Genomic DNA, 14,946 nt, shown 5'->3' on the forward strand with positions numbered 1-14,946 from the left:
GGGCCCTTAAAGAAAAATGTGCCCCCGGCCGGAATCGAACCGACGACCTGCCCTTTAGGAGAGGGCCGCTCTATCCTACTGAGCTACGAGGGCGGACCGCCGGCTTCCCGGCGGGCGGTACCAGCTTACCCGTTTCTCCCGCTGCGTGTTTGCAGCCCGTCCGGAGCGCCGCCGCTGACGGGGGCGGCGCCGGCGCCGTCGGACTGCCGGTCTTTAATGTGGCGGTCATAGGTCTCACGTATGGCCTGCATAAAGCCCAGGATGGTGCGCAGCTCCGTTTCCGTGTACCGCGACATGACCTCGTCGGTGAGTGCGCCCAGAGGACCGAAGTAGGCGCCGGCAAGCTGCATGGCCAGGGGTTCGAAGTGCAGGGTGACCTTCCGCCTGTCCGCATGGCTGCGGTTGCGGTGGATGTGGCCGATGCGCTCCAACCGGTCGATCACCGCAGTGGTGGCTCCGGAGGAGGTGCCCAGCCGGGCGCTGAGCTGCCCGGCGGTTAGTGCCTCATGCCGCATCTCCGCCTCCATGATGAGCACAAGGGCGCGCATGTCGGTGGCATTCAGGCCGTTCGAGTGCGCGAAAGCGTCCGCGACACGTTGTCCGTCCAGGCTCATGCCGCGGAGTGCATCGACGATCTCCCGCCGTAGCTCTTTATCCTCCACAAACTAATAGTAACTGGGAATTGAAGTATCTCTATATCTAAGATACTTTCGAATGGAGATACTTTAGAAGGCTTGGAGAAGCGCATGTATGCAGGGATAGTGAAGAACGCCAAGACGGCGTGGGTCACGCTGCTGATCGGGGTGGCCGTCATCATCGGCCTGTTCGCCCTGCCGGCACAGGAAAACGACACCACCGACGTGGGCGGGCTGAATGACAAGTACCAGTCCGCACAGGTCGCCGATCTGCTCCAGGAGTTCCCTGACGCGCAGGAATCCTCCGCCATTGTGGTGGTTTCCCGCGAGGACGGCGGTCCGCTGACGGATGCGGATACTGCCGGCATTGCCGGGATCAACGCAGCGGCCACGGAGGTCGGGGCCTCAGGCCCGCCGCCGCAGGTTCCGCCGGTGGTTTCGGAGAACCGGCTGGTCGCGATTGTTCCGCTGACGCTGCAGGCAGCCGCCGACGACGGCGACGCCGTCTCTGCCGAGGTCGAAGAGCTCCGGACGGCCGTTTCCGATGCCGCCCCGGAGGGCGTCAAGGCAGAGCTGACCGGCGGGGCTGCCTTCAGTGCCGATCTGGCCGGAGTGTTCTCCGGAGCCAACTTTGTGCTCCTGACCGTCACCGCCGGCGTCGTCGCCGTGCTGCTGCTGATCACCTACCGTTCGCCGTGGCTCTGGATCGTGCCGCTGGCGATCGTCGGCGCCATCGAACAGCTGGCCGCCAAGGTAGTGGACCTGCTGGCCCCGGCCACGGGAATCACCGTGGATCCGTCTGCCGTAGGCATTACCAGCGTCCTGGTCTTCGGTGCCGCCACCAACTATGCCCTGCTGCTCATTGCCCGGTACCGGGAGGAGCTGCGTGTCCACGACTCGGTGTACGAGGCCATGCACAAGGCCCTGACCCGCACCCGTGAAGCCATCATTGCCAGCGGCGGCACCGTCATCCTGGCCCTGCTCACCCTGCTGTTTGCCGATACCCAGAGCTACCGCGGCCTCGGGTTCTCGGCGGCCATCGGCATTGTCCTGGCCATCTTCAGCGCACTGTTCCTGCTGCCTGTGGCCCTGGTGCTGCTTGGCCGCAAACTGTTCTGGCCCTTTGTACCCACGGTGGGGGACCAGGCCAAGGAGGGCAAGTTCTGGGGCCGCCTCGGTGAAGCCACCGCACGCCGGCCCAAAACCATTGCCGGCACCGCCGTCCTGGTACTGCTGGCCCTGGGCAGCGCCCTGTTCACCCTGCAGATCGGCCTGAGCGAAAACGAGCAGTTCCGGGAGAAGCCCCAGGCGGTCACCGCCGCGGAGACACTTTCCGAAGGCTTCCCCGCCGGCTCATCCTCACCCGTCACTGTCCTGGTGGACACCGACTCAGCGGACGACGCCGTCGCCCAGCTCTCCGGCATCGAAGGCGTCACCGCAGCCACCCCCGGCACCGAGCATGACGGACGTACCCGGGTGGAACTGGTCACCGGATACGAGGCCGGCACCGACGAAGCCAACACCTTCATCACCGACCTGCGGAGTGACCTGGCTGCTGAGGACTACGAGGCACTGGTAGGCGGCGAGGCGGCCGAACGGGTGGACCAGCTGGCTGCGAACCAGCACGACACCGTCCTGGTGGGCACCTCCGTGATTGCCCTGGTGTTCCTTGTGCTGATGATCCTGCTGCGTTCCCTGGTGGCGCCGGTCCTGCTGGTTGCCTCCGTGCTGCTGACGTTCCTGGCCGCAACCGGTCTCAGCTGGCTGCTGTTCGAGAATGTGCTGGACTTCCCGGCCATGGACGTGCAGACACTGCTCTACTCGTTCCTGTTCCTGGTGGCCCTGGGTGTGGACTACAACATCTTCCTGACCACCCGTGCCCGGGAGAACGCAGCGACCATGGGCACCAAGCAGGGCATGCTGGCGGCACTGCGCTCCACCGGCGGCGTGATCACCAGCGCCGGCATCCTGCTGGCGGCCGTCTTCGCGGTCCTCGGCGTCCTGCCGCTGGTGACCCTGACCCAGGTGGGCATCATCGTGGCCATCGGCGTCCTGTTCGACACGCTGCTGGTGCGGACCGTCGTGGTCCCGGCCCTAGCCTTTGTCCTGGGCGACAAGTTCTGGTGGCCGTCCAACCCCGCGGGTAAAGACGGACACCACGGACGCCACGAGGCTGAGCCCCAGCAGGATCCAGCGGGCGACGGTCAGCGTGCCGGCCAGAGCGGCATCTCCGCTCGATAGTTCGACGGCCCCGAGGGCATTGTCAATGGCAATGTTCTCCCACAGGTCGGCCACCACAAAGAGGATCGGCGCACTGAAGAGCACCCAGCGCAACGCCCGGCGCTGGGTGTTCAGGCCGATGATCAGCAGCCAGGTCAGGCCGAAGATCAGGGGAAAGAGCGTCCCGGCCGTCTTGTGCACGTAACTGAGCCGGCCGAGCGCCTCCTCGTCCATGGCACTGCGCAGGGCCGCCAGGTGGTCTTCGCCGTAGCCGAAGACCATGGAATCGGGCATGGACAGACCGTTTGCGAGCTGGGACAACTGGCCCGGCACCATGAGGTGCAGGTACCAGAACAGGAACAGTGTGGCCACCACGCCCGCAATGACAAGCAGTCCCGGACTGCTCTTGCCCTGCGGCCCCGCGGGTATTGGTCCCGGGCCGCCCGGGCGGGGCTGTCCGGCTTGGAGTCCGTGTTTGGCGGCGCGCTGCGCGGCTGTTTTTCCCATAGGTACAGTATGGCCGCACCGGTCCCACACCATGATGAGCCGCCCCGTGTGCGCCTGTCCGGAGCGCCGGTGGACGGCTACGCTGGGGGCTATGAGTGCCGTTGCATCCCCCGAAGACTTCGACCTCGCCGCCGAGCTGGTGCAGGAAGCCGGGCAGCTTGCCCTGCGTATGCGCTCGGAAGGGCTGACCGCCAGCGAGAAGACCTCGGTGTCCGACGTCGTAACCGCCGCGGACCGCGAGGCCGAGGCCCTGGTGGTAAACCGGCTGCGGCAGCTGCGCCCGGATGACGGGATTGTGGGGGAGGAGGGCGCCAGCCACCAGGGCACCTCCGGCCGGTCCTGGGTCATCGACCCGGTGGACGGAACCTACAACTTCTTCGCCGGCTCCACTTACTGGTGCTCGGCCATCGCGCTTCGGTCCGAACCCGGACCGCACGAATCTCCCGGAGATCCGGATGTCCTGCTCGGCGCCATCTACCAGCCGCAGGAAGACCGGCTGTGGATCGGCGGCAAGGGCGTCCCGGCCACGCTCAACGGATCCGTTATTGCTCCACCCGACGACGAACCGCTGGACCGCCTGTCCGCAGGAACCTACATCCACCCCACCTGGCTGCTGCGCCCCGAGGTCACCGGTCCCTGGACGGCGGCGGCCTCGCGGGCGGCGACCATCCGGATGATGGGATCCGGCTCCTGCGACCTCGCCCGTGTGGCCACCGGCCAGTCCGGCGCCTGGTTCCAGCACAGCTGCCCGGAATGGGACTGGCTGCCGGGCAAGGCCATAGTCCGAGCCGCCGGCGGCAGCACCGCCGTCGTCGAAGTCCACGGCTTCCGGTGGCACATCGCCGGCACCGCCACCGCCGTCCGCGAGATCCACGCAGCCCTGACCTCCGGCTGACCGGTTCGGCCCGGCACGCTCCCGCCGCAGCGGGCGGTTTGGGTGCTCACCGGAATGTCGGCCGCAGCGCCTAGACTTAAAGCCATCATGGACTATCTCTTTGATCCACTCTTTCCCGCACCCCGCAAAGCTGAACCGGCGCCTGCCACAAAGGCGCCGCATTCCGGCACCGAGCGAAGGGGCTCCTCCTACGCGGATGAAAGCCGGGCCGCGGACCTGCTGCAGGGGTTGAATTCGCAGCAGGAGGAAGCGGTGAAGCATGCCGGCTCCCCGCTGCTGATCGTGGCCGGCGCCGGCTCGGGCAAGACCCGGGTGCTCAGCCACCGGATCGCCTACCTGCTCGCCACCGGCCGGTCCAACCCCGGCCAGATCCTCGCCATCACCTTCACCAACAAGGCAGCCGCCGAAATGCGCGAGCGGATCGAAAACCTGGTGGGCGGCGTCGCGAAGACCATGTGGATCTCCACCTTCCACTCCTCGTGCGTGCGGATCCTGCGGCGGGAAGCCAAGACCGTGGGGATGAACTCGAACTTCTCCATCTATGACTCAGCGGATTCGCTGCGCCTGATCACGCTGGTGGCCAAGGGGCTGGACCTCGACCCGAAGCGTTTCACGCCCAAGTCGATCATGAACAAGATCTCCGCCCTGAAGAACGAACTCATTGACGAAGAGTCCTATGCGGAATCGGCCAACTACTCCGATCCCTTCGAGCAGGCCGTCGCAGACGTCTACAAGGGCTACGCGCAGCGGATGCGCCAGGCCAACGCCATGGACTTCGATGACCTGATCGCGCAGACCGTGTTTATGTTCCGCGCGTTCCCCGGCGTCGCCGAGTACTACCGGCGGCGTTTCCGGCACATCCTGGTGGACGAGTACCAGGACACCAACCACGCGCAGTACGCCCTGGTCCGCGAACTGGTGGGCAGCGACGACGACGCGCTGGACGTACCGCCGGCCGAACTCACCGTGGTGGGCGACTCCGACCAGTCCATTTACGCCTTCCGCGGCGCCGATGTCCGCAACATCAATGACTTCGAAAAGGACTACCCGAGCGCGCGGACCATCCTGCTCGAACAGAACTACCGCTCCACGCAGACCATCCTCAACGCCGCCAACGCAGTCATCTCCCGCAACCCCAACCGCCCCGAGAAACGGCTGTGGACCGCGGAGGGCGACGGCGAAAAGATCATCGGCTACGTGGGCGAAAACGAGCACGAGGAAGCCCGCTTCATCGCCGAGGAGATCGACCGCCTGCAGGATGAGGAAAACCTGCGCCCCGGCGACGTCGCCGTCTTCTACCGGACCAACGCCCAGTCCCGTTCCTTGGAAGACGTCCTGGTGCGGGTGGGCCTGCCCTACAAGGTGGTCGGCGGCACGCGGTTCTACGAGCGCAAGGAAATCAAGGACGCGCTGGCCTACCTTCGCGTGCTGGTGAATTCGGACGACGTCGTGAACCTGCGCCGGATCCTCAACGAACCCAAGCGGGGCATCGGCGACCGCGCCGAGTATTCAGTAGCCGCCCTCGCCGAACGCGAACGGATCTCCTTCATGGCCGCCCTGCGGCGTGCCGAGGAGGCTCCGGGCCTGGCCACCCGGTCACTCAATTCCATCAACGGCTTCGTCAAGCTGATCGACGACCTCGCCGAGGTGGCCAGCGGCTCCGGCGCGTCCGCAGCCCTGGAAGCCGTCCTGGAACAGACCGGCTACCTGGCGCAGCTGCGCTCCAGCAATGACCCGCAGGACGAATCCCGGGTGGAGAACCTGGCCGAACTGGTGGCCGTGGTCCGCGAATATGAGCGGGACAATCCCGAAGGTTCCCTCGGCGAGTTCCTGGAACAGGTCTCCCTGGTGGCCGACGCCGATTCCATCCCCGATGCCCCCGGCGGCTCGGCGGAGGAAGTCGCGGCCGCCGTCGAGGAATCCCGCCGGCAGGGCGTGGTGACCCTGATGACCCTGCACACCGCCAAGGGACTGGAATTCCCGGTCGTCTTCCTCACCGGGATGGAACAGGGCCTGTTCCCGCACCAGCGTTCGGCCACGGATCCGGCCGAACTGGCCGAGGAACGGCGCCTGGCCTACGTGGGCCTGACCCGTGCACGCCAGCGCCTGTACCTGACCCGGTCCGAGGTCCGCAGCATGTGGGGCCAGAGCCAGTACAACCCCGCCAGCCAGTTTGTCAGCGAAGTCCCGGCCGAGCTGATCGAGTGGAAGCGGGAGGGTATGGACCGTCCCACCTGGGGCGGCGGCAGCATCACCTCAAGCCGCTACGGCGGATCGTCCTGGGGCGCCGGAGCGCCGAGCGGGACCGGCGGCAGCACCGCCAATTCACCGGTGGCCAAGGCCATCGGCCGCGTGCAGCCGCAGAAGGAAGTCGTGTCCGTGGCGGCCGGAGACAGGGTCAACCACACCTCCTTCGGTTCCGGCACCGTGCTCGCGGTGGAAGGAGCAGGGGACAAGACGGTAGCGAAGGTGAAGTTCGACGTCGGCGAAAAACGCCTGCTGCTGCGTTACGCGCCGCTGACCAAAGAGAGTTGAGCGGGGAGTTTTTCATAACCCAGACCAGGCATTTTCTACAAACGATAGAACTGTGTGCTTTATCACTAAAGGGGTAGTCTGGGATCGGCGTTCTGCCCCAAGGGACTAAAGTTCCTGATGGGGCAGACCGGCCGGATGCATCTGCTCTGCGATCGCCAGATCGCATGTAAACCCCTACTTCGACGTAGAAGGACACTAGCCCGTGGACCTGTTTGAATATCAGGCGCGCGATATGTTTGAGGCGCACGGAGTACCCGTGCTCGCCGGAATCGTGGCGCACACCCCTGAAGAAGCCAAAGCTGCTGCTGAGAAGATCGGCGGCGTTGTAGTCGTCAAGGCGCAGGTCAAGGTTGGTGGCCGAGGCAAGGCCGGCGGCGTGAAGGTTGCCAAGACCGCCGATGAAGCTTTCGAGCACGCATCCAACATCCTCGGCATGGACATCAAGGGCCACACCGTTAACACGGTGATGATTGCCCAGGGTGCCGACATTGCCGAGGAATACTACTTCTCGGTCCTGCTGGACCGCGCAAACCGCAACTACCTGGCCATGTGCTCGGTTGAAGGCGGCATGGAGATCGAGCAGCTGGCCGTGGAGCGTCCCGACGTACTCGCCCGCATTGCCGTTGATCCCGCCGTCGGCATTGACTCCACCAAGGCCGCAGAGATCGTCGACGCCGCCGGGTTCGCCCCCGAGCTGCGCGAGGGCGTTATGAACGCCATCATCAAGCTGTGGGATGTCTTCACCAAGGAAGACGCCACCCTCGTTGAGGTCAACCCGCTGGTGAAGACCGGCAACGGTGAGATCCTCGCCCTCGACGGCAAGGTCACCCTCGACGAAAACGCCGACTTCCGCCAGCCCGGCCACGCCGCGCTGGAAGACAAGGACGCCGCGGATCCGCTCGAGGCCAAGGCCAAGGAAAACGACCTCAACTACGTCAAGCTGGACGGCGCAGTGGGCATCATCGGCAACGGTGCAGGCCTGGTTATGTCCACGCTCGACGTCGTCGCCTACGCCGGCGAAAAGCACGGCAACGTGAAGCCGGCCAACTTCCTGGACATCGGCGGCGGCGCCTCTGCCTCCGTCATGGCCGCCGGCCTGGACGTCATCCTGAATGACTCCCAGGTCAAGTCCGTGTTCGTGAATGTCTTCGGCGGAATCACCGCCTGTGACGCCGTGGCCAACGGCATCGTCAAGGCCCTGGAAATCCTGGGCGACGAAGCCAACAAGCCGCTGGTCGTCCGTCTCGACGGCAACAACGTCGAGGAAGGCCGCCGCATCCTTGCCGAGGCCAACCACCCGCTGGTCACCCTGGCCACCACCATGGACGAAGGCGCCGACAAGGCCGCCGAGCTCGCTCACGCTGCTCGCTAACTGAGCCTGTCGAAACCTAGAAGAGAGAACCCACCTATGTCTATCTACTTGAACAAGGACTCCAAGGTCATCGTTCAGGGCATCACCGGCGGCGAAGGCACCAAGCACACCGCCCTGATGCTCAAGGCCGGCACCCAGGTTGTCGGCGGCGTGAACGCCCGCAAGGCCGGCACCACCGTCACCCACGGCGACGTTGAACTGCCCGTCTTCGGCACCGTAGCCGAGGCCATCGACAAGACCGACGCCGATGTCTCCATCGTCTTCGTGCCGCCGGCCTTCACCAAGGACGCCGTCATGGAAGCGATCGACGCCGGCATCAGCCTCGTCGTCGTCATCACCGAAGGTGTTCCGGTACAGGATTCCGCCGAGTTCTGGGCCCACGCCCAGTCCAAGGTGGACGCCGACGGCAACCAGGTCACCCGCATCATCGGCCCGAACTGCCCCGGCATCATCACCCCCGGCGAAGCACTGGTCGGCATCACGCCCGCCAACATCACCGGTAAGGGCCCCATCGGCCTGGTCTCCAAGTCCGGCACCCTGACCTACCAGATGATGTACGAGCTGCGTGACCTTGGCTTCTCCACCGCCATCGGCATCGGCGGCGACCCGGTCATCGGCACCACCCACATCGATGCACTCGCTGCCTTCGAAGCGGATCCCGAAACCAAGGCCATCGTGATGATCGGCGAAATCGGCGGCGACGCCGAAGAGCGTGCCGCTGAGTTCATCAAGGCCAACGTCACGAAGCCGGTTGTCGGCTACGTGGCCGGCTTCACGGCTCCCGAAGGTAAGACCATGGGCCACGCCGGTGCCATCGTTTCCGGTTCCGCCGGAACGGCACAGGCCAAGAAGGAAGCCCTCGAGGCCGCGGGCGTGAAGGTCGGCAAGACGCCGTCCGAGACCGCTACGCTGCTGCGCGAAGTCTACGCAGCCCTCTAGTTCAGTAACTGCACGCCCCCGTCCAACGGATTTTTCCGCGGGACGGGGGTTTTGTGCGTCGCAGCCAAGAAAGTCGCAAATGTCCACCACAGTAACAGCCGGTCCCGACCGGGCTCCTTCCCCGCATAGACGGGCGCTTCGCCGTGCGTCCTGGATCGTCACCCTTGGCGGATTCCTGTTCGGCTACGACACCGGCGTCATCAACGGCGCCCTGCCCTACATGGAAGACGATCTGGGCCTGACCCCCTTCACCGAAGGCCTGATCACCTCCAGCCTGCTCTTTGGCGCGGCGTTCGGCGGGGCTATCTCCGGGAAGCTGACTGATCGGTTCGGCCGGCGCCGGATCCTGATGGGTCTCGCCGTCGTCTTCCTGATTGGAACCCTCGGCACCTCCCTGGCGCCAACGATCGCCGTGATGGTGCTGTCCCGGGTTGTGCTCGGCCTGGCCGTGGGCGGCGCCTCGGCGCTGGTGCCCGTATTCCTGGCCGAACTGGCACCGGCGGAACGCCGCGGCCAGATGGTCACCCGCGACCAGCTGATGATTGTCACCGGACAGCTGGTCGCATTTGTTGCCAACGCGGTGATCGGCAACATCTGGGGCGAAGACCAGGGCGTCTGGCGCTGGATGCTCGTGGTGGCCACGCTGCCGGCCATCGCCTTGTGGATCGGAATCAGCTTTGTTCCGGAAAGCCCGCGCTGGCTCGCGTCCAAGGGGCGCTTCGCCGAAACACTAGCGGCCCTTCGCCGCATCCGCAGCGAGGAAGATGCGCTGGCCGAACACGACGAAGTGCGTGGCCTGGCGGAGAAGGAATCGGCACAGGCAGGCACGCTGCGGGACTTTGCGGAACCTTGGCTGCTGCGGGTGCTGCTGATCGGTATGGGACTGTCCATCGTTCAGCAGATCACCGGCGTGAACGCGATTATGTACTACGGCACGCAGATCCTTGCCGACGCCGGTTTCGGTACCGAGGCGGCACTCACCGCCAACATTGCCAACGGTGTGGTGTCCGTGGCAGCGGCTATCTTCGGCATCTGGCTGCTGGGCCGGGTCCGCCGTCGGCAAATGCTGATGACCGGACTGATCGGTACCGGGTCCTCGCTGCTGCTGATCGGGCTGGTATCCATCTTCGTCACGGAAGGCAGCGTCCGCGGTTACATCATCCTGGCCCTGACGGTCACGTTCCTGGCCTTCCAGCAGGGCGCCGTTTCGCCGGTGACGTGGCTGATGCTCTCGGAAATCTTCCCGTTGAAGGTCCGCGGCCTGGGCATCGGCCTGTCGGTCTTCGTGCAGTGGATGACCAACTTCGCCGTCGGCTTCTCCTTCCCGATCCTGATGGACGCCATCGGCATCTCGAAGACATTCTTCATCTTCGTGGTGCTGGGCCTGCTGGCGCTGATGTTTGTCCGCCGCTTCGTCCCGGAGACCCGGGGACAGAGCCTGGAGCAGGTGGAAGAACAGCTCCGGATTGCCGGTACCAAATAGGAACCCGTGCGCAAAAAGAAGGGAACCTGCCGCCGGCAGGTTCCCTTCTTTTTCGTTAGTCGACCCTAGGGGATCGCCGGGTAGGCGGCCACGGTGGGCACGGTGACTGACGCCTTGAAGCTGGTCAGCGCCGTCGCCTTCGGCAGCGCGTAGACGGAGGTGGCGGGCGTGACCTGCAGGACCAGCCGGGTGCTTGGATCGGCAGTGTAGGAAACCTCTTCCAAGGGGATGGTCAGGGTGTGTTCCTTCCCGTCCAGGATCAGCGGAATCGGTGTGACCTGGTTGCCCAGCACGAGGGAGGACCGGGACCGGTCAATGATCTGGGCGTAGACATGGGTGTTGACCTGCCGGGCAGAGCCGCGGTAGGTCAGCGTCAGCTGCGGTGCGCCGAAGACCGACGTCGTCACCGTGGGGGCGCTGATGGGGACGTTGACTGCCACCGGAGCGACGGCGGCCGCCACGACTGCCCCGCTGATGGCAGCGGGGGAGAGGACGATCGACCCCTTTCCGGTACCGGTCAGCGCGCCGGTGGCCTGCGGGTATCCGGGCGCTCCGCGGGTCACGCCGGCCTGGTCGATGAACTGGAAGGCCGCGCCGGTATCCACGGGTTCGTTCCGGAGGTAACGGGCAAACCAGTTCAACACCGCGGGAGTGATCCGGTCCGGTCCGGCAGTGGAATTGCACAACCCGTGGCCGCCGCAGAACTGCAGCATCTTGGTTGGCGTGCCGGTGCCGCGGATGAGGTCATAGTTGCGCCGGGCCTCGTCCAGCGTGAAAAGGGTATCGGCGGTGCCCTGGATGATCAGGGTAGGGGCAGTGATTGAGGTGAACAGGGAGTCCGGGGTCAGGGATTCGAAGTATGCAATGGACTCGGCGCTGAGCTGGTTGGGGTAGGTCAGGCCTTCCTGGCAGGCCTTGCGGACCGGGGCCGCGAGGGCGCCCTGGTTGCCGACGAGGGAGCCCAGCTGTCCCAGTGCCGTCCCCTCGGCGCAGAGCAGGGCACCCCAGCCGGTCTTGAAGGAACCGGCCTTGTACAGGCTGGTGGTCAGGTCATTCCAGGCGATGGTGGGGGTGATGGCGTCCACGCGCTGGTCCTGGGAGGCGAGGACAAACTGGATGCCGCCGCCGTAGGACGCGCCGGCCATGCCGAGGACGGGATCTCCCGGGGACTCCAGTTGCGCTTCGGGCTGGGTGGCAATGTAGTCGATGATCGCGGAACCGTCCCTGCCCTCATAGGCAGGGTTGTTGACGTAGGCCTCACCGCCGCTGAGCCCGAAACCGCGTGGATCCCAGGTCACCACGTTGTAGCCGGCGTCCCGCAGGGGAGCGATACCGATGGAGCCGATCAGCGTGCTGGTGGTACTCAACGGGATGCGCCCGCCGGGCAGCCCGAATCCGGGTCCCACCATCACGGTGGGTGCCTGTTGTCCGGCGGCCAGGCCGGTGGCCGGGAAGAAGTTCGTGTGGATCGGGGTGCCGTCGAAGCTGGTAATAACGACGTCGGTGCGGCTGGCAGGCGCGGGTGCAGCTACAGCCGGTGCCCCCGGCGCTGCGACGGCGGGCGCGGCGGCCAGGGATGAACCCAGAAGCGCGGCGGACACCGCCAAGATGCCCAGATGTTTCCTCATAGTGACCTCATTGTCTGCGGGAAAGCACGAGTGGTTACCGGGCGGTAACTTTCCGCAGACTATGAGGAGGAGGAAGAGGGCACAAGGCCAGCAGGCAAATTCACCCGTTGGGAGCCCTGTTTCGGCGGCATCTATTGTGCGGTGCGGTGTTGTGGTTTATGCACCCGGTGGACCCGGGATGAGGTTGGATTGGTTCAAAAAACGGAAGGTCCCCGCACAGAAAATGTTAGGGGACCTTCCGTATTACGTAGCGAGCGGGTCGGCTACTTGCGTTCCGGCGCGGCGCTCACCGGGGCGCCGGCGTCCGGGCCGTCGTCGTGCTCGGTAGTGTGCAGATCGAAGGAGGAGCCATGTTCGTCCACGCCGGCCTGGATGGCCCGGTCCACCACGGAAACGGCAAGTCGGCGCCGCAGTGAGAGCGGGTCCTTGGCCAGGTCCTTGGCCAAGGCGATGGTCATCAGCAGCATAACCACGGCGAAGGGCAGCGCGGCCACAATGGTGATCCGCTGCAAGCCGTCCAGCGCCTCGGCAGGGTCATCGCCGCCGGCCAGCAGCATCACCGCCCCCACGGCGCCGGTAAGGACGCCCCAGAAGATAACGACGCCGCGGGACGGGTGCTCGGCTCCGTTGGAGCTTAGCGACGCCATGATGATGGAGGCCGAATCCGCTCCGGTGACGAAGAAGATGGCCACCAGGACCATGGCGAGGATACCCACCGCAGCGGCCAGGAGGTTCGGCATGGGGAGGGCTGCAATCAGGTCGAACAGCGAGCCGTCGAAATCAATGGTGGGTTCACCGTCGACCATGGTGGTGAGCCCCGGTGTGCCGTTGGCTGCCGCTTCCTGCTGCGTACCGATCGCGGCGCCGCCGAAAATGGAGAACCAGGCCACGCTGACAACGAAAGGAACCACCAGCACGCCGGTGACGAACTGGCGGATGGTGCGGCCGCGGCTGATGCGGGCAATGAACATACCGACGAACGGCGTCCAGGACAGCCACCAGGCCCAGTAGAAGATGGTCCAGCTGGAGAGCCAGGCGCGCATGGATTCGTCGCCGGACACCTCGGTGCGGGAAGCCATGGATGCCAGGTTGGCGGCGTAGTCACCGATCGCTGCCGGAATGACGTTGAGGATAAACAGGGTCGGCCCCACAACAAAAACGATGGCGGCCAGCACCAGCGCGAGGACCATGTTGATGTTGGACAGCCACTGGATGCCGCGGGAAATACCGGAAACCGCGGACGCCACGAAGCAACCGGTGAGGATCGCGACGATCGCGACCAGGACGGTGGTTCCGGCGGTTCCGAGGAACCCGACCGACTGCAGGCCGCTGCCGATCTGCAGGGCGCCGAGGCCCAGCGATGCCGCGGTGCCGAAGAGGGTAGCGAAGATGGCGAAGATGTTCAGCACCTTGCCCAGCGGGCCTTCCACGCGCTTCACGCCGAAGAGTGAGGTGAAGGCCGACGAAATCAGCTGACGGCGGCCGAGACGGTAGGTGCCGTAGGCCATGGCAATGCCGACGACGGCGTACATGGCCCACGGGTGCAGGCCCCAGTGGAACAGGGACGTGCCCATGGCGGTCTGCAGGGCCTCGGGGGTCTGGCCGTCAACGGTGCCGGGGGGAGGGGAGATGTAGTAGAACAGGGGCTCGGCCGCGCCGTAGAACATCAGGCCGATGCCCATGCCGGCGGCGAACATCATGGAAATCCAGGAGATCGTCTTGAACTGCGGTTCCTCGCCGTCCTGGCCCAAGGGAATCTTGCCGTAGCGTCCCACAGCCAGCCAGATCACGTAAACCACGAGGAACGAGGCCAGGAGCACGAAGAACCAGCCCGCGTTGGTGATGACCCAGTCCAGTGCCGTCGAGGAGACGGCGGAGAGGCTGTCTGTCCCGAAGAAGCCCCACGCGATGAACGCCAGCGCAAGGGCGCCGGTGATCGCGAAGATCACCTTGTCGAGCTTCGCCGGCACGCCGCGACTGAGCGCCGCTTCCTGCTCGCGCTGTCCCTCGATGAGCTGCTGGACGAGTTCGTGTTCCTGCTCCACGATGGGCATCGACGAAGTGGAGGGATCCTCCGGGGCAACGGAGGAGTGGGTGTTGGCGGGAACCGGGGCGACGGGGTCAGCCGCATGCCTCCCGGCGTCGCGCGGTGGACCTTCTGTGGTAGCCATAGGCCTTCCTTATGTCAGCATGTCAGCGCAAAAGGGCCCGAGCCCCTCGTTGAAGGACCCGGGCAGGCAGAATGGCAGTCACTCTTTATTTGAGCGTGTGACGGACGGTACGCCGTCCTCCGGAATCGATAAAGTAACGCTGCCTAGCTTCTGCGTCCCTTTACATAATTCGCAAGTGTTAGTTCCAGACTCGCGGCCTGCAACGCGTCAAGTCAAATTGGACAGCGTCCCCGGAGGACGCCGCACGGGCGCTTGCGCACTGGTCCCCGGCGCCGTACCTGGTGGCTGTGCTATAGGCCACCCTGCACTGTGCGTCGGGCCACGGACGCTGAGGTGAAGCTGTTACGGTTCGCGGCTGGGGCGAATCTTCATCGCAGGATCATCCGTGCAGGGACCTTCGACGGAGACGGTGCGAGCGCACTGGGGTCGTTGGCATCCCAAACAGTCTCCTCGGGGTCGCCATGGACCCACCGGCCGCCGTGGAGCTGAACAGTCTCTTCAGTCAGTTCCATCATGCGCTGAAGGAGGGCGGTGGCTCTTCGAATTGTCATGTGGTCGTCT

The 14,946-nt window shown here is 65.3% G+C and carries 10 protein-coding genes, 1 tRNA gene and 1 pseudogene; 6 read left to right on the forward strand and 6 right to left on the reverse strand.

Going from position 1 to position 14,946, the window contains the following annotated elements; genetic code table 11:
• Positions 1–19: 19 nt before the first annotated feature.
• Together LJ760_RS11395 and LJ760_RS11400 are read right to left on the reverse strand one after the other, a co-directional pair.
• Positions 20–93 (reverse strand) — tRNA-Arg (locus LJ760_RS11395).
• Positions 94–125: 32 nt separating this feature from the next.
• Complete coding sequence (locus LJ760_RS11400; RefSeq protein ID WP_227923038.1) at positions 126–662, reverse strand: MarR family winged helix-turn-helix transcriptional regulator; 537 nt, start codon at positions 660–662, stop codon at positions 126–128.
• Positions 663–746: 84 nt separating this feature from the next.
• Between LJ760_RS11400 and LJ760_RS11405 the strand changes: the two are divergent.
• Positions 747–2,708: pseudogene (locus tag LJ760_RS11405) on the forward strand (MMPL family transporter); the annotation flags it as partial.
• Positions 2,709–2,729: 21 nt separating this feature from the next.
• On the opposite strand, the gene LJ760_RS11410 reads toward LJ760_RS11405, so the two are convergent.
• Positions 2,730–3,362 (reverse strand): hypothetical protein, encoded by a 633-nt coding sequence (locus LJ760_RS11410; RefSeq protein WP_227923041.1) that lies wholly within the window; start codon positions 3,360–3,362, stop codon positions 2,730–2,732.
• 91 nt (positions 3,363–3,453) lie between these two features.
• On the opposite strand from LJ760_RS11410, the gene LJ760_RS11415 reads away from it, so the two are divergent.
• The 5 genes from LJ760_RS11415 to LJ760_RS11435 all read left to right on the forward strand — a co-directional run bounded on the left by LJ760_RS11415 (position 3,454) and on the right by LJ760_RS11435 (position 10,586).
• Complete coding sequence (locus LJ760_RS11415) at positions 3,454–4,257, forward strand: inositol monophosphatase family protein (protein ID WP_227923043.1); 804 nt, start codon at positions 3,454–3,456, stop codon at positions 4,255–4,257.
• Between the two features lie 87 nt (positions 4,258–4,344).
• Positions 4,345–6,792, forward strand: coding sequence for a DNA helicase PcrA (gene pcrA / locus LJ760_RS11420; protein WP_227923046.1), 2,448 nt, complete (start codon positions 4,345–4,347; stop codon positions 6,790–6,792).
• Positions 6,793–6,994: 202 nt separating this feature from the next.
• Positions 6,995–8,164, forward strand: coding sequence for an ADP-forming succinate--CoA ligase subunit beta (gene sucC, locus LJ760_RS11425; RefSeq protein ID WP_227923048.1), 1,170 nt, complete (start codon positions 6,995–6,997; stop codon positions 8,162–8,164).
• Positions 8,165–8,200: 36 nt separating this feature from the next.
• Positions 8,201–9,103 carry a succinate--CoA ligase subunit alpha gene (gene sucD, locus LJ760_RS11430; protein ID WP_227923050.1) on the forward strand — a complete coding sequence of 301 codons (903 nt, stop codon included), beginning with the start codon at positions 8,201–8,203 and terminating at the stop codon, positions 9,101–9,103.
• A 79-nt stretch (positions 9,104–9,182) separates the two neighbouring features.
• Positions 9,183–10,586, forward strand: a complete 1,404-nt coding sequence (locus tag LJ760_RS11435; RefSeq protein WP_227923053.1) for a sugar porter family MFS transporter — start codon at positions 9,183–9,185, stop codon at positions 10,584–10,586.
• 65 nt (positions 10,587–10,651) lie between these two features.
• On the opposite strand, the gene LJ760_RS11440 is transcribed toward LJ760_RS11435, so the two are convergent.
• From LJ760_RS11440 to LJ760_RS11450, 3 genes are all read right to left on the reverse strand, one after another.
• Positions 10,652–12,214, reverse strand: coding sequence for an alpha/beta hydrolase (locus LJ760_RS11440; protein ID WP_227923056.1), 1,563 nt, complete (start codon positions 12,212–12,214; stop codon positions 10,652–10,654).
• 263 nt (positions 12,215–12,477) lie between these two features.
• Positions 12,478–14,385: a BCCT family transporter gene (locus LJ760_RS11445; RefSeq protein ID WP_227923057.1), complete on the reverse strand. Its 1,908-nt coding sequence runs from the start codon at positions 14,383–14,385 to the stop codon at positions 12,478–12,480.
• 368 nt (positions 14,386–14,753) lie between these two features.
• Complete coding sequence (locus LJ760_RS11450; RefSeq protein ID WP_227923060.1) at positions 14,754–14,936, reverse strand: hypothetical protein; 183 nt, start codon at positions 14,934–14,936, stop codon at positions 14,754–14,756.
• Positions 14,937–14,946 lie beyond the last annotated feature (10 nt).

This window comes from Arthrobacter sp. zg-Y895, from assembly GCF_020731025.1.
In the GTDB taxonomy this organism is placed as follows: Bacteria; Actinomycetota; Actinomycetes; order Actinomycetales; family Micrococcaceae; genus Arthrobacter_B.